Source organism: Photobacterium kagoshimensis (genome assembly GCF_050337045.1).
Classification (GTDB): domain Bacteria; phylum Pseudomonadota; class Gammaproteobacteria; order Enterobacterales; family Vibrionaceae; genus Photobacterium; species Photobacterium kagoshimensis.
Map to the genome: position 1 here is coordinate 161,411 of NZ_JAKJSO010000008.1, position 14,430 is coordinate 175,840.

Here is a 14,430-nt window from a genome sequence, read left to right on the forward strand (position 1 = left end):
TTGTTACAGCATCTGGATTGGTTACCACTGTACTAAACTAAAATCTTTCAAAAGGTGGGCTTAGCTCACCTTTTTCTATTGTCCTAAATCAGTTGACACTAAGACATTAACGCACTTGCGCTATAGTGTCAACAATGCGAGATGTTCACTTTTAGCTTTATCATCATAACCCATTGAATAACAAGAGTATTTAATATCAAGAGTTAGGGTTGATTAGCATTTTTGTCCTAATTTAACTGCACCCATACTATTTTTACCGTACCCACTTTAACACCTTCAATTTTTTTTATTATCCCACTCCAGTTTCATCAACCGCTTATCATGGCTAGCCAAAACTTTTTTAAGCTCATTTAGTACGGACTCATGCGCTTTAACCGAGCGAAACAGTAGATAGCAGATAATAAGCGTGGGCGGATTAACGCCCAGCTCATTTATCAGCTTGATGAGTTCAGTCATCTAAGCCCCTTACTTTTTCTCGTTACGCAGCATATCCCACAGGCCAACCACGAACGATGCGACCAATGGGTTACACCGTAACCTGTGCGTAAGTGAGGAGGACTACTATATTTATACGTTGTACTAAACCATTCAAGAAAAAGACTGCACTTCGTCGCGAGTTAAATGGCGCCACTCTCCTGCTCCAACATCTAGGGTAACCTTACCTATACTTTCTCGGTGCAGCGATACAACGCGATTGCCTACTGCTGAGAACATGCGTTTTACTTGGTGGAATTTACCTTCGGTTATTGTTAAGTAGACCTCTGTAGGATTAATGACTTCAAGCTTTGCTGGTCGAGTAAGTTGAGTCTCGCCTTGTAAGGCTATGCCTTGCTTAAACTTTTCACCAACATCATCCGCAATCGGACGAGATAAACCAACCCGATAACACTTTTCACACTGCTTATTGGGTGTGGTGATATTAAAAGACCAATGGCCATCATCTGTAATTAAGACTAGCCCCGTAGTGTCTGCGTCTAAACGCCCTGCAATATGCAGTTCTTCGCTATTATCGATATCAATCCAATTAAATAAAGATGGGTATACTTCATCTTTATTTGAACAAATTGTACCTGCGGGTTTGTGCAGTAGAATGTAGCGGAATGCTCGTGGGGTGAGTGTTACACCATTCAAAGTAACCCTATTATTCTTATGGACTTGCGACCTTTCATCTGTAATAACCTGATCGTTAACTTTAACGGCTTCGTTCGCGATTAATTGAATCGCTTCAGCTTTGCTGAATTCAGTACTTTTACAAACAAACTTATCAAGACGCATAACAACAACTATTTTTTCTGAGGAGCAAGCCATTATCCTTATCTGTTGGTTGTTAGCAACCGCGCGTTATAGCTCAGCTAGAGTAAATTCATGGTATTTAGAGTTACAAACAGGCAAGAAGTGACGCGGTAACTCGTTAAATTCAGGTGTTTACTGGTACTAATTACACACCGTGATAAACCATTATGTATTAGATCAGTTACTGCTACTTCAATCACATACATTGAGGATAATTTAGTGAAAATATCTCATCGACATGATGAGTAAATAGATTAGTTCATTGGCCTAGCTTCTGTTTAAATACGCCTATAGATAGCTGTCATGATCTTTTTTATAATCAAGGTGTTAGATAATGTTTGAACTCGATGATCAAGTAGTAGCAACTAAAGGCGTAGATCTAGGTGTTATGGTTGTTACTGGTTTCAGTGGTGGTGGTTTCTACACTCACGTTAAAGTTGACGGTATGGCACTGACTTACCCAACTAAAGATCTGAAGAAGCAATAATACATTCTGTTCTGATTGTGAAAGGTAGCTTAAAAGCTACCTTTTTCTTTTTCAGCGGCATAGACATATAACCCGCGAACGCTTGCTTTAGATCCTAATTTTAAACTCACACATCTCCCAAACAAAGTGACGCCGTCACTAAACTAGCGCCCTTCTAAGCTTGTCGAATCGATAAGAATGTAGCTATATTGCAGGGTGAAGTGACAACGTAATGCCTCTATGTTGTGAAATACCCCTCACTCTTCTATGTATACCTGCCCTTGTTACGCGCATAAGAAGCAATCATCCTCAGAGTTAGAGATGATTTGACGAAGAGAGTAAGAATTTCGTTATAGTTTTACTTTTAAAGAGGTAATGACATGCGAATTTTGTTGCTAATAATTTTACTTATGCCTTTTCAAAGCTTTGCCAAAAAGAAAACCGTTGATGATTACGTTGAGCAGTACAAGTATTTATCATGCAGTGGCATTGAATCAAGGCGTGCGGATATAGATAAGAAGTACATCATGGCCAGTAAGCCTAAAAAGAAACAAATGAAGAAGCAAATCAGTGCATTAAAAAAACTGAAGAGCGCGAATAAGTGTAAAAAATAATAGTTGTTTTATGAACATAATCGCATTTGCTACTACACTCTTTCGTCATGAGGCGTTAATATTATTAACAAGGATGTAAAGACGTTGATACAAGGAAGTAGTATGAAACGATTTATGATAATTGAAGATAATAAGATAATGGCACAAATTCTTACGCAGCTTCTTCGAAAATGTGCAAAGCCTCAATCAATTATTCATGCAGTATCGCCACAATCAGCGGTTAATGGCTTAATAAATAACACTGTTGATTGTGTGTTTTTAGATCTCAATTTAGAAAAGCCACTCGATGGCATTCCGATTTTACAATTTATTAAAAAACAGCACCCTAGCCTACCTGTAGTGATTGTGAGTGGTGACAGTGAGATGGATACTGTAAAACAAGTTATTTCATTAAAGCCTGCAGACTATATTGTTAAGCCACTATCAATACAAAAATTAGAGCGTTGTTTAAGCAAAGTGTTACCTGTGGCAAACCCCTCCTAGTACGCGTATTATTTTTTGAACGAGAGCCCTGTTCCATCGAAAACAAGCTGTTTGAGTAATAACTTAATATTACTGCAGCCTTGTTGATCAAACATTACCCCATACTGACAAAACACTCCTATGCGATTGATGCTTTTCACTAAACCCGACAATTGAAAATACGTTTTTAATGTTGGGTTCATGACAAAAATATCGATCTTCTGATCCAGGTTAATTTCTGGTCCATGAATACTGTGTTGAAAACAACAGCCTTTATGGGATAAATCCTGTAATTCAACCTGTAGCTGGCGTTCAGGTAAGATAACCTTCCCTTGCAGATTAACTTCATAACGAGGCTCGCTACGTAATGGTGTTAATACCATAGTGTGCGGCATGTTAATAACCAGCAATCCAATAGGTTTAAGAATTAGGTGCTCTATTTGGCTGGAGAATCGAACGACGGCACCTTCTCCACGATCTGAAATGGCTTTGATAGCGATGTTGAAACCTTCTAGCAAATACATCTCTATTTCTTTTTTGGAGATCATCGGCATTTCAAACAGTAAGTAATCATGGGTATTTGTCCCGATGAATGCGGTCTCACATCGGAAAATACGCCCTAATGGTGTTTTAATGCTGATGGTTACGACACTACTACTTTTGATCAGCAATGCACCTTGAGCACCAGGTATCTGCTTCTCTTTTTCCTTACTAGACGTATATTTTTTCAGTTCCATTTGATGAGCGAGTAATAGTTAAATTTTGCTTAGTGTATTAATTTAATAATGAAGTTACAAACGTATTAATAAATATGCCGCTTATAAGTTATAGTGCGTTAGTAATAAAATGATTGCAAAAGAACACTTAGCTGCTGATACCAAGCTGGTGAGTTTGCTATCATTTACTGGAAGTAGTTGATGTTATTCGATAAAATGCTTCTTTTCGAGAGGTTCTATGGCAATAACAATAAGAAATGTAGAAAAGCACTTCTACATGATAGAAGACCTTAAACAACTTACAGGTAACAAGGTCACGACGAAAGCGCTGATCAAAGGTGGCTATATGGCCGTTGAGCTAGGGAATCAGTTAAAGCAAGAACAAGATAGCCATCAACAAACAAAAGATGAGTTGCAGCAACTTAAAAATGTGGTTTCTAATTATTTACACCACCATAATGCGCTAGCAAATAGCATTAAATAAAAAAGGCTTCCAACTGGAAGCCTTTTCTACAAAGCAACTCTTCTAACATAGCGTCAAGCTCGACGACCATGCTTTTTACTACCACCCGTATATGGGAATACGTTATGAATGCGTTGTTTGATTTTAGAAGGAATGGTTTTAGAAAACACGAGTTTAGTCGTAAAACGGGTTTTATAAACTTTAACCTTACCAGAGAATGGCTGTTTGTGTGCGATGTCTTTGCACCCCATTAAAAAGCCATTTGGGATGTTTCCTTTAGATTTTGTTAGTTCACCATCTTCGAACTGGAGTACCATGACTGGGCGATCCCAAAAAACGAAAACAGCCACAACAACGGCCAGAACAACAACATACTCCATATGTTTTCCCCGTAATAATATGCTTAGTATTCAGTATAGCCGCTCAAAACACCCTATTATTTGATGTAAAAAGCGGTATCAATGACAAAAGACGCATTAGCTTTCGTTTAGATCAAAATCTAATAGCTCTGATAATTCATTTTTGATATCAGATACTTTTCGCGTTGCCGTTTCAGAACGATTACTTTCACTGATCAAGTATTCAATTGCATCAGACAAGGTGCAATCAAGCTCTTGTGATTTCTCAGCAAGCTTCTCCCACACGCGGTAATCAAGATCGATAGATTTCTTGCGTGTATGCACTTGTTCTGCATTAAAGTGACGTTTACGCTTAGCTCGAATCGCTTGTTTTAGCTTTTTGTCGAGTTCTTCCGACATGTGCTTAGCAATCCAAGCAATAACTTTAGTTGGCTCATGTTCTAGCGCTAGGAGTTGTTGAACAGCTTCTTCATCTTCACTGGTATCAACATGCGAAGTGATGGTTTCGCCTTCTTTCCATTTTTTGACTAGGTATGTCCATTTCCAACCCGCTTCAAGATTTTCAAGTTGTTGATATTTCATAATGTAAAGAGATTCTCAGAAGTCTACACTTAACCTGTGACAGTGTAACTGTAAGCAAGTTAAAGCTCAATCGCAAGATGGTGTTTAACTATTTGTTTTCGCGAATATCATCACGCATATGGCTATTATGAAGGCACTGATTCATTTATACTGCTGTCCTTTTCACAGTAACGAAAGAAAGCACAAGCTTATGCATCAAGAAACTTGGCGTACCATGATCCCTGATTACACACAATACGCTGAAATTATGGATCAGTTCAATACGATTCCATCTGCTACTACGGGCCTACTCCAAGACCGACTTGTGGATGCCGTACGCCGGTTTACCGCAATACCTTACCAACCACGAGTATTGCGTGTCATTGCACCAGATAACAAAATATACCGCGATTATGTTATTGAATTATTAGCGCAATCTGATGCTGAACTCAATAACTCAGATGCAAGTATTATCATCGCTGGCGAAAACGTTACGGAAATGACCCTCTTTGGTGCGGTTTACCCGCCCGTTGAAGACAGTGCTATCACTAAACAACAAATCAAACACGGTCTACTCCATCAAGCTAATGGTGGCTACCTTGTTCTGTCTGTCACCAGTATTTTGGCGAACCCTTCGTTATGGCCGCGCTTAAAAAGCGTGCTAATGAATGGCGAGTTGGATTGGCAACCGGCTTCAAATAAAACGCTTTATAGTGTACCGCCTGCCGAAAAGTTAAATGTGAAGCTTGTGATAATGGGCGATCGTTACTTAATGGCAGAGTTAGACGGTGCAGAGCCTGATTTAAGCAGCGGCTTCTCTATGTATAGCGAATTTGAACAAGATCTGGTGCTATCAACAGAAACGATGCCAGATTATTTAAGTTACGTGAAATCTGTTTGTGAACACGCGGGCTTACCACAGTTGGCCGACGCCAAAGCCATTGAGTTGCTGTTGCGCACTGGTGCCCGTTACGCTGAAGATAAAAACCGTGTTCCTCTATGCCCTATCTGGCACCAAGGCATTTTGTCTGAAGCAGCATTAGAATCTAAAGGCGAAGCAATTACGGCAGAGCATCTCGCCGCATCATTAAAAGCCAAAGAATTTCGTGAGTCTTACCTCCCTGAGCGTGCAATCGAAGATATTCATCATGGCATGGTGGTTATTATCTCCCAAGGTGAAGAAGTTGGGCAGGTAAACGGCTTAACGGTTGTCGAAGTTCCAGGCCACCCACAATCCTACGGTGAACCAGCACGTATATCTTGTGTCGTTCACTTTGGTGACGGTGATATTTCCGATGTAGAGCGTAAAGTTGACCTTGCAGGTAATATCCACGCTAAAGGTATGATGATCATGCAGGCGTTTGTCAGCGCAGCATTAGACCTCGACCAACCTTTACCCTACTCAGCTTCTATTGTATTTGAGCAATCATACTGCGAAGTCGATGGTGACAGTGCATCACTTGCCGAGCTTTGTGCGCTGGTTTCAGCATTGTCTAACCAACCGATCAATCAGCAAGTTGCCGTGACAGGTGCAGTCGACCAGTTTGGACGCGTACAAGCTGTTGGTGGCATCAATGAGAAAATTGAAGGCTTCTATAAGGTTTGTGTTCATCGCGGACTAACGGGTAATCAGGGCGTGATCTTACCCAAAACAAACCTGGTTAATCTATGCTTGAATGATGAAGTGGTTGAAGCAATCAAAGCGGGACACTTCCATATTTGGCCAGTTGAAAATGTCGATGAAACCTTGCCTTTACTGACGGGTGTACCATTTAGAAGCGATGATGACGACGTTGAGACCTTGCTAACGCGTATTGCGGAACGTATCGATCACTTCCATCATGGTGATCTTTCTAATGAAGTCAGTTGGTTAACTCGAATTAAGAACTGGTTTGTCCAGCACTGATCCGAGTTGTTTAGCTTACACGTGTACGCTAAATTGCTCCCATACTTTTCAAGGAGCTAACGAATAGTGATGAATCGCCCTCAATCTTACGAATATGAAGAACTAGTTGCATGTGGTAAAGGTGAGCTACACGGGCCTGAGTTCCCGCGTCTACCCTCTGATAACATGCTAATGATTGATCGAATTGTTAAAATCACTGGCGAAGGTGGCGAGCACGGTAAAGGTTTTATCCATGCAGAGCTAGATATTGACCCAAGCCTATGGTTCTTTGATTGCCACTTTAAAGGTGACCCTGTAATGCCGGGTTGTCTTGGCCTAGATGCTATGTGGCAGCTTGTTGGTTTCTTCTTAGGCTGGTCTGGTGGTGAAGGCAAAGGCCGTGCACTGGGTGTGGGTGAAGTGAAGTTCACAGGCCAAATCCTACCAACAGCAAAGAAAGTAACTTACGACATTCAGTTCAAGCGTGTTATCAACCGTAAACTGATTATGGGCGTAGCCGATGGTCGAGTGCTTGTTGATGGTAAAGAAATCTACGTTGCTAAAGACCTGAAAGTAGGCCTATTCAAAGACACTAACGCTTTCTAATTCTTCCCAAACTGATTTCAAAAGGTCGCTTATGCGGCCTTTTTTATTGTGCGTGATTTAATCATAAAATGGCCACCAGCAGTAATACCAATAGTGTATTTCTGTGCCTATATTGCAGACATTAAAAAGCCCCTCTCCTAAGGGGCTAAATAAGGTAATTTGAGGGGGATTTATTTATAGAGACCTTGCTGTATTTCGCCTCTTGCTTCTCGCCAACCGCCTAACCAATTTGTACGGGCATCCGTTGCCTGATATGGACACGCTTCACTAGAACGGCCATTCAAAGCTGCCTGATAACCGCGAGCTTGTGCGCGTTCTAAACGATCCCGCTTTTGTCTCTTCATACTTCGGTCCTCATTCCTTACTTATTTATTTCTTTCATTACAATTTCATAATGATGGAGTTTTTGTGACTCCAGATATAAAGATGAGTGATTTATGAATAATGATCAACCCCAAAAACAAAACAGGCTCACAATTTGTGAGCCTGTATGAGTTTTAACCAAACTTGACGAAAATTTATTTGCGTCTTCTGAAACCAATGAAGCCTAACAGTGTCAAAGCGAACATACCTAGTGAGGCACCGTTACGTTTGATCTGCGTTTCTTCAGCAGGACGAGCTTGGATATCACCGTTTTGAATCGGTACTAATTTAACCGCAACAACACGTTCAGAGTTCTTCTCTCCCCCTTTACATGTCGCTTCCTGCGTTAATTTATCGTAACCACCATCACAATAAACTGCCGTTGCAGAAATAACACCTGCATCATTGATGTCTGAGATTTCAGCTATACGGTAGCTATTCGCTACTTTACTACCAGATGTCACACCATCATTGGTTAGATCATCAAGGAACCAAGCGCCACCAGCTTTTAACGGCGATCCTGCGATATCGCTACCCGCATTATACAAGAAACCACGTTGACGGCGTTGACGGCCATCTACCTGATTCGCATTCTCTGAATCGAGCTTACCGACAACCACATTATTATTATTGATTGCAGCAGCATAACCATTAGAGCCATCAAAGAAGATTGGGTTAACCCCTGCATCTAAGAATTTATACGACCCTTTGGTGTTATCGTAAATAAACATACGCTCTGTATAAGTACGAGACTCTGAACGATACAATTTAGCAACACCCGTTACTTGATCTTTAGTATTGATATCTGTCGCGACACTGTAAGCGTACTGACGCTTATCACCATCTTTGAACTCAGGACCGATCAGTTTTTTATCCCATTGATCCGCTTTAATATCATTAAGATCTAGTGTTGACTTAGGGGTATACACAGCAGCACGTTGAACATAGTAATCGTTAGATACACGCTCAGTGCTTGTTCCAACAATCATTAGCTTGTTATTAACGTTTTCAATTGCATGCGCAGATGCCTGATAAGAGCGACGCTTTTCATCTGGGTCTCGGGCATTTAAAGAACGAGCTGTAATACGAATAGGTGTCGCACTGCCATCTGCAGGGTTCACATTCCACAAATAAGCATCATTGGCAAAAACAGTAAACTGGCACTCCCACGTGCTAAACAAACCATTAAAGTTGCCTGCGTTAGCTTGTGATGAACAATTATTTAAGCTGCTCGTACTCAAGCTTTGCTTAACATCATTGATCCGTAAGTCACTCGATGACGGTAGCTTCTTACTGTCATCAAGGTAACTTTCAGTAAACGATGCACTACCTACAACAAGCAAATTGGTATTATTAGGGTTCTTAATTGCGCCCCACGCGGTTGTTGTACCCATAGCTTGAGCAAGCTTCGTTGCATCGGTCGCAGGGTTTAGGGCAACTTTAAAGCTAGCGTCATCTTGAATGAAACCGCGCTTAGCAAACGGTCGAGCGTTACCTGAACCATTTTTAAAATATGCACCGCTTGTGACACCGTAAACATAATCTGTTCCAGCACCATCAACGCCATTGTTCACAATACCATTAGGTACTGAGTTCATAGAGTTAGCTTGAATATCCCCTAACGAGCCGATGAGGGATGGATCGTATTTCGATCTCTCTTCAGCAAACGTTGGTGTCGGTTGACCATTCACTAATAAAAATGAATTACGGGTATAACCAAGCTTAAATGCTTGCTGTTCACGAAGTAACCCAGCATAACCACTACCGTCATGGTTATCTTCTGTATTGTAACCTGTACCAAAATAGCGACTTTCAGCCCAAGAATCACAGGTATTAAAGCCGAGGTTATTTTTACAGTAAGACTCTAACGTGCTTACATCATTTATTTCCTGCAGGTTATCAAAGATAAAAGCAACTTCATCTCGATATTCTAAGCCGGCGTTACCAAAGCGGCTTTCCCCTACGGTTTTGTAATCTGTGGCACAACTACCAGCAAAACAATCTTCGCCATCTTTAGATTGCTGAATAGCTTGTGCATATGTTTCTGTGCGACCTGATGTGTTTTTTCCGTAATAATCAATGGAATCAATGGCAGCAATACCACTACCATCATCAACTTCAACTATCTTATAAACAGCGGCATTAGCGTTAGTGACACCAGCGATAAGAATCGCCAGCGTAGACAGCTTTAACATATTTTGTCGCATTAGGATTCCTTCTGCATTGCTTCTAATTCTTCCCAACGTTCAAATGCACTTTCAAGTTCTTGTTCAGCATCGGCTAAGCGCGCTAGCGTTGCTTCAGTGTCATTTTTTACGTCTTGGAAGAATGCAGGATCATTAACTTGTTCCTGAATAGCAGCAATTTCATTTTCCAATTCTTCTAGTTTCTGCGGCAGGTTGTTTAATTCATTTTGAAGCTTAAACGACAGTTTCTTTGCAGATCGTTTAGGCTCTTCCTGACGCGGCTTATTATTTTCTTGTTTCTTCTTCGCCTGCTCATATTCAGCAGCCTGCGCTTTTGCAATATTCGTTAGCGAGTTAGCACGTTGCTCCTGAGCGTCATGATAACCACCTACGTACTCATCGATAACCCCATTACCTTCAAAAATCCAGCTTGTAGTCACAGTATTATCAACAAATTGACGGTCGTGGCTCACCAATAATAAAGTACCCTGATAATTGGCAAGTATTTCTTCTAAAAGTTCCAATGTTTCGATATCTAGATCGTTCGTTGGTTCATCGAGAATTAATAAATTATTAGGTTTAAGGAACAATTTCGCCAATAACAGACGGTTTTTCTCACCACCAGAGAGTGCTTTAACCGGTGTACGCGCACGACGAGGATGGAAAAGGAAGTCTTGTAGGTAGCCTAATGCATGACGTGTTACACCATTAACGGTAACTTCTTGCTTACCATCAGCCAGGTTGTCCATAACAGTCTTTTCTGGGTCTAGCACTTCGCGGTATTGGTCAAAGTATGCCGCATCAATCTTGGTACCACAGTGGAACTTACCTGATGTTGGCGTGAGTTGCTCTAACATCACTTTTAGCAAGGTACTCTTACCACAGCCGTTTGGGCCAATCAGAGCGATACGGTCGCCACGCATAACGGTAAAACTGAAATCTTTGATGATCTGCGCGTCAGCATAGCTGTAACAGATATTCTCGGCTTCAAATACGATCTTACCAGAGCGTTTCGCCTCTTGAAGTTTCATGTCGGCTTTACCAACCACTTCACGACGTTCGCTACGTTCAGCACGCAATGCTTTCAATGCACGAACACGGCCTTCATTACGTGTACGTCGCGCTTTAACGCCCTGACGAATCCATACCTCTTCTTGAGCTAACTTTTTATCAAATTCTGCATTTTGCTCCGCCTCTACACGTAGCATCTCTTCTTTACTTTCTAGGTAAAGCTCGTAATCACCAGGGAAAGAAGCAAGTTTGCCGCGGTCTAGATCTAGAATACGAGTCGCCATTGAACGAATAAATGCACGGTCATGCGAAATGAAGATGATTGAGCCACGGAAGCTCTTTAAGAAACCTTCAAGCCACTCGATAGTTGCCACGTCCAAGTGGTTGGTTGGCTCATCAAGTAACAAAATATCAGGGTTACATACCAATGCACGAGCAAGTGCGGCTTTACGCTGCCAACCACCAGAAAGGTCTGAAAGCATAGTATGTGGGTCTAAGTGTAAGCTTTCTAATACCGCTGCAATTTGGGTGTCAAACTGCCAAGCATTAGCATGATCAATTTTCTCTTGCGCACGAGTCAATTTATTTAAGTTTGACTCACTTGGATCCACCGAAATTAAATCCAATAAGTGGTGGTATTCTTTCAGTACCTTACCCACTTCTGCTAAGCCTTCAGCAACATAATCAAATACATTGCCTTCTGCATTACGCGGTGGATCTTGCTCTAAACGCGAGATTTTAAGTTCAGTCTGACGCTGGATGCTACCGTCATCAAGCAGTACATCGCCGGTTACTACTTTCATAAAGGTCGATTTACCGGCGCCATTTCGGCCCACTAAACACACACGCTCATTTGGCTGAAGAACAAACTCCGCCTTATCCAATAACGCGTGATCACCATACGCCAGTTGCGCATTACTAATATTAATTAAAGCCATTATTTTTTAACCATACTGCAAGGTCGGCACGATCAAACGGCCAGCCAAGTTCAGAAATTGAAAGTGTAGAATCATCAGATGCCTCTGCCATCGCAGTGGATGCATCTGATGAGATTGATACAACAGGTATCGTGACGCCGTAACGTAAAAAGAGCACGTCATCAAAGGCAATATCAACTACCTTAACGTGCTCTTCTACTCCGGCCTCTACGAGCAAGCAATAAGCCTGCTCGCAAAGGTGGCATCCTTCCGTGCTATAAAGCGTGATTAGCACTTACGCTTCCTTGTGTTTAATAACCCAACAGTTGTGGATCTGTTTATTACGTGCGAAATCCATTGGCAACGTTTTATCCGAAATATTACTTGCTTCAAGGCCTAGTTTATCTAGGGCTTCGAAGTCCATCTTGAAGTGACGTTTGTTGTTAGAGAAAACAATCTGACCTTCAGGACGTAGCATACGCTTCAAGTTTTCAAGCAACATCATATGGTCGCGCTGAACATCAAAGCTCTGCTTCATACGCTTAGAGTTTGAGAACGTTGGCGGATCGATAAAGATCAGGTCAAACGTATCATCAACTTCTTGTAGCCACTGCAAACAATCCGCTTGAATAAACTCATGTTGTTCACCAACTTGGTTATTCAGCTCCATGTTTTCTTGTGCCCACGTTAGGTAAGTGTTCGACATATCAACCGTAGTTGTTGATTTCGCGCCACCTACAGCCGCATGGACACTTGCAGAACCGGTATAAGCAAATAAGTTAAGGAAATCTTTCCCTGCCGCCATTTCGCCTAACTTGCGACGAGTAATACGGTGATCCAGGAACAAGCCCGTATCAAGGTAATCGTAAAGGTTCACTTTAAGCTGAACACCATACTCAGAAACATTCATGTGACGCTCTGCACTTGATAGCTTCTGGTATTGGCTCTTACCTTTTTGGCGCTCACGCACTTTCAAGATAACTTTGCTGTTATCAACGCCTGTTACTTGAATCGTTGCACGCAAGATATCCATGATACGACGACGTGCAGTCTCTTCAGGTACCGTTTTAGGTGCTGCGTATTCTTGAATGATCAAGTAATCTTGATAGCGGTCAATCGCTGCGTTGTAGTTAGGCAAGTCAGCATCATAAATGCGGTAGCACTCAATGCCTTCTTTTTTCGCCCATTTACCGAGTTTTGCAATGTTCTTTTTAAGACGGTTCGCAAAATCTGGTGCAACATCTTTTTGTTCGATGTGTCCTTCTGCTTCCCCTTCTTCTTTTTTAACACCACCAGCCGTAATCAAATAAGTTTTAAGCACACAATCAAGTGCACCGTTCGCTAGTTTGAATTGCTTGTCAGCACGCATGCGAATACAGCTAAGTAGTTCATTAGAACCCGAGTAAAGTGCCGCCGTTGAGCCAGCAAAAGCTAACTTAAGACGATTACCTAACTCTGTATATAGGCTGATTAGCTCTGGCGTTGTACCTAGACGTTCACCGTATGGTGGGTTACAAATAACCGTACCCGCTTCAAACCCTTCAGGGGCTTTTAGCTCTGTTGCATCGCCCTGTTGGAAATTGATTAACGATTTAACACCAGCACGGCCCGCATTATCACGAGCAATCGCTAATACGCGATGTTCAAGTTCAAAACCAAAGAACTTAGTCTCAACTTTTGCTACACCGCGACGTGCTTTAACCGTCGCTTCTGCATGAATCTCAAGCCAAGCTTCTTTATCGAAATCTTTAATTGACTCAAAGCCCCAGCGTTTACGTTTAAGGCCAGGTGCTATGTCTGCCGCCATCATTGCAGCTTCAATTAGCAAAGTACCTGAACCACACATAGGATCGAGTAATGGTTGTTCTGGTGTCCAGCCACTCTTAATCACAAGCGCAGCAGCGTGCGTTTCACGTAATGGAGCACGACCAGCTTCGGTACGGTAACCACGCTGGTGAAGGCCGCTACCTGCCATATCAAGGCCTAACACGCCTTTCTCACCAGATAAACGCATGTGAATACGTAGGTCTGGCTGATCACGGTCGATATTTGGACGACGTAAGTCTGCTTTGGTGAAGCTATCTACGATGGCATCTTTAACTTTCATCGCACCGTATTGGCTATTACGGATTTCACGGTTAGTACCGTTAAAGTCAACAACAATACGTGTTGAGTTACTGAAATAATTTGTCCAATTGATCGCCGCAGCGCCAAGGTACAAGTCCATATCGTCGCGAACATTAAATTCGCTCAATACTTGGATGATACGCGATGAAATACGCGTCCATAGACAACAACGGTAAGCTGTTTCTTGATTTGCTTTAAAGCGTACGCCCGCATGGACGACTTGAACGCTTTGTGCGCCGAGTTCATTAAGTTCTTCGGCTAGGAGGTTCTCAAGACCTCGAGACGTGATTGCTAGATATTGATTCATGGAGTTCTTTTCGCACTTTAGTTGCTCGGAATTATAACCGAAAACCCCGAAAATACCTCGCGAATCAACGAATGCTTTTGATATTTACTTAAAA

16 protein-coding genes are annotated in these 14,430 nt (G+C 41.8%); 6 read left to right on the forward strand and 10 right to left on the reverse strand.

What is annotated here, in order from left to right; translation table 11 throughout:
* Positions 1-276 precede the first annotated feature (276 nt).
* Together L4C35_RS01245 and L4C35_RS01250 are read right to left on the reverse strand one after the other, a co-directional pair.
* Positions 277-456 carry a hypothetical protein gene (locus L4C35_RS01245; RefSeq protein ID WP_428461170.1) on the reverse strand — a complete coding sequence of 60 codons (180 nt, stop codon included), beginning with the start codon at positions 454-456 and terminating at the stop codon, positions 277-279.
* A 132-nt stretch (positions 457-588) separates the two neighbouring features.
* Positions 589-1,275, reverse strand: coding sequence for a pseudouridine synthase (locus tag L4C35_RS01250; protein WP_428461171.1), 687 nt, complete (start codon positions 1,273-1,275; stop codon positions 589-591).
* Between the two features lie 352 nt (positions 1,276-1,627).
* On the opposite strand from L4C35_RS01250, the gene L4C35_RS01255 reads away from it, so the two are divergent.
* The 3 genes from L4C35_RS01255 to L4C35_RS01265 all read left to right on the forward strand — a co-directional run bounded on the left by L4C35_RS01255 (position 1,628) and on the right by L4C35_RS01265 (position 2,856).
* Complete coding sequence (locus tag L4C35_RS01255) at positions 1,628-1,780, forward strand: hypothetical protein (protein WP_428461172.1); 153 nt, start codon at positions 1,628-1,630, stop codon at positions 1,778-1,780.
* A 389-nt stretch (positions 1,781-2,169) separates the two neighbouring features.
* Positions 2,170-2,373: a hypothetical protein gene (locus L4C35_RS01260; protein WP_428461173.1), complete on the forward strand. Its 204-nt coding sequence runs from the start codon at positions 2,170-2,172 to the stop codon at positions 2,371-2,373.
* A 102-nt stretch (positions 2,374-2,475) separates the two neighbouring features.
* A complete protein-coding gene (locus L4C35_RS01265; RefSeq protein WP_428461174.1) occupies positions 2,476-2,856 on the forward strand; it encodes a response regulator in 381 nt (126 codons plus the stop codon).
* Positions 2,857-2,864: 8 nt separating this feature from the next.
* Here the strand turns inward: L4C35_RS01265 and L4C35_RS01270 are convergent, their stop codons facing one another.
* Entirely contained in the window at positions 2,865-3,572 is a 708-nt protein-coding gene (locus tag L4C35_RS01270) for a PilZ domain-containing protein (RefSeq protein ID WP_428461175.1), read from the reverse strand.
* A gap of 217 nt (positions 3,573-3,789) precedes the next feature.
* On the opposite strand from L4C35_RS01270, the gene L4C35_RS01275 reads away from it, so the two are divergent.
* Positions 3,790-4,035: a hypothetical protein gene (locus L4C35_RS01275; protein WP_428461176.1), complete on the forward strand. Its 246-nt coding sequence runs from the start codon at positions 3,790-3,792 to the stop codon at positions 4,033-4,035.
* Positions 4,036-4,088: 53 nt separating this feature from the next.
* Here L4C35_RS01275 and L4C35_RS01280 read toward each other — a convergent pair whose 3' ends face one another.
* Both L4C35_RS01280 and matP read right to left on the reverse strand, forming a co-directional pair.
* Positions 4,089-4,394 (reverse strand): DUF3634 family protein, encoded by a 306-nt coding sequence (locus tag L4C35_RS01280; RefSeq protein WP_428461177.1) that lies wholly within the window; start codon positions 4,392-4,394, stop codon positions 4,089-4,091.
* Positions 4,395-4,490: 96 nt separating this feature from the next.
* Complete coding sequence (gene matP, locus L4C35_RS01285) at positions 4,491-4,955, reverse strand: macrodomain Ter protein MatP (protein WP_428461178.1); 465 nt, start codon at positions 4,953-4,955, stop codon at positions 4,491-4,493.
* Positions 4,956-5,145: 190 nt separating this feature from the next.
* On the opposite strand from matP, the gene L4C35_RS01290 reads away from it, so the two are divergent.
* Both L4C35_RS01290 and fabA read left to right on the forward strand, forming a co-directional pair.
* Complete coding sequence (locus L4C35_RS01290; RefSeq protein WP_428461179.1) at positions 5,146-6,840, forward strand: AAA family ATPase; 1,695 nt, start codon at positions 5,146-5,148, stop codon at positions 6,838-6,840.
* 69 nt (positions 6,841-6,909) lie between these two features.
* Positions 6,910-7,425: a bifunctional 3-hydroxydecanoyl-ACP dehydratase/trans-2-decenoyl-ACP isomerase gene (gene fabA / locus L4C35_RS01295; RefSeq protein ID WP_084711759.1), complete on the forward strand. Its 516-nt coding sequence runs from the start codon at positions 6,910-6,912 to the stop codon at positions 7,423-7,425.
* Positions 7,426-7,595: 170 nt separating this feature from the next.
* On the opposite strand, the gene rmf is transcribed toward fabA, so the two are convergent.
* From rmf to rlmKL, 5 genes are all read right to left on the reverse strand, one after another.
* Positions 7,596-7,769 (reverse strand): ribosome modulation factor, encoded by a 174-nt coding sequence (gene rmf / locus L4C35_RS01300; protein ID WP_048898357.1) that lies wholly within the window; start codon positions 7,767-7,769, stop codon positions 7,596-7,598.
* Positions 7,770-7,943: 174 nt separating this feature from the next.
* Positions 7,944-9,995, reverse strand: coding sequence for a DUF3466 family protein (locus L4C35_RS01305; protein WP_428461180.1), 2,052 nt, complete (start codon positions 9,993-9,995; stop codon positions 7,944-7,946).
* On the reverse strand, positions 9,995-11,923 hold the full coding sequence (locus L4C35_RS01310) for an ABC transporter ATP-binding protein (RefSeq protein WP_428461181.1): 1,929 nt from the start codon (positions 11,921-11,923) through the stop codon (positions 9,995-9,997). Before L4C35_RS01310 ends, L4C35_RS01305 begins: the two co-directional genes overlap by 1 nt.
* The gene (locus tag L4C35_RS01315) at positions 11,910-12,197 is read right to left on the reverse strand and encodes a glutaredoxin family protein (protein ID WP_428461182.1); all 288 of its coding nucleotides are present in this window, start codon (positions 12,195-12,197) and stop codon (positions 11,910-11,912) included. Before L4C35_RS01315 ends, L4C35_RS01310 begins: the two co-directional genes overlap by 14 nt.
* On the reverse strand, positions 12,198-14,336 hold the full coding sequence (gene rlmKL, locus L4C35_RS01320) for a bifunctional 23S rRNA (guanine(2069)-N(7))-methyltransferase RlmK/23S rRNA (guanine(2445)-N(2))-methyltransferase RlmL (protein WP_428461183.1): 2,139 nt from the start codon (positions 14,334-14,336) through the stop codon (positions 12,198-12,200). It abuts the gene before it with no gap.
* Positions 14,337-14,430 lie beyond the last annotated feature (94 nt).

Bases quoted from the DNA above. Each gene is read 5' to 3' on its own strand.
- L4C35_RS01260 (WP_428461173.1), top strand. From the start codon at position 2,170: ATGCCTTTTCAAAGCTTTGCCAAAAAGAAAACCGTTGATGATTACGTT.
- fabA (WP_084711759.1), top strand. From the start codon at position 6,910: ATGAATCGCCCTCAATCTTACGAATATGAAGAACTAGTTGCATGTGGT.
- L4C35_RS01245 (WP_428461170.1), bottom strand. From the start codon at position 456: ATGACTGAACTCATCAAGCTGATAAATGAGCTGGGCGTTAATCCGCCC.
- matP (WP_428461178.1), bottom strand. From the start codon at position 4,955: ATGAAATATCAACAACTTGAAAATCTTGAAGCGGGTTGGAAATGGACA.
- L4C35_RS01250 (WP_428461171.1), bottom strand. From the start codon at position 1,275: ATGCGTCTTGATAAGTTTGTTTGTAAAAGTACTGAATTCAGCAAAGCT.
- rlmKL (WP_428461183.1), bottom strand. From the start codon at position 14,336: ATGAATCAATATCTAGCAATCACGTCTCGAGGTCTTGAGAACCTCCTA.
- L4C35_RS01310 (WP_428461181.1), bottom strand. From the start codon at position 11,923: ATGGCTTTAATTAATATTAGTAATGCGCAACTGGCGTATGGTGATCAC.
- L4C35_RS01305 (WP_428461180.1), bottom strand. From the start codon at position 9,995: ATGCGACAAAATATGTTAAAGCTGTCTACGCTGGCGATTCTTATCGCT.
- L4C35_RS01275 (WP_428461176.1), top strand. From the start codon at position 3,790: ATGGCAATAACAATAAGAAATGTAGAAAAGCACTTCTACATGATAGAA.
- L4C35_RS01265 (WP_428461174.1), top strand. From the start codon at position 2,476: ATGAAACGATTTATGATAATTGAAGATAATAAGATAATGGCACAAATT.
- L4C35_RS01255 (WP_428461172.1), top strand. From the start codon at position 1,628: ATGTTTGAACTCGATGATCAAGTAGTAGCAACTAAAGGCGTAGATCTA.
- L4C35_RS01270 (WP_428461175.1), bottom strand. From the start codon at position 3,572: ATGGAACTGAAAAAATATACGTCTAGTAAGGAAAAAGAGAAGCAGATA.
- rmf (WP_048898357.1), bottom strand. From the start codon at position 7,769: ATGAAGAGACAAAAGCGGGATCGTTTAGAACGCGCACAAGCTCGCGGT.
- L4C35_RS01290 (WP_428461179.1), top strand. From the start codon at position 5,146: ATGCATCAAGAAACTTGGCGTACCATGATCCCTGATTACACACAATAC.
- L4C35_RS01280 (WP_428461177.1), bottom strand. From the start codon at position 4,394: ATGGAGTATGTTGTTGTTCTGGCCGTTGTTGTGGCTGTTTTCGTTTTT.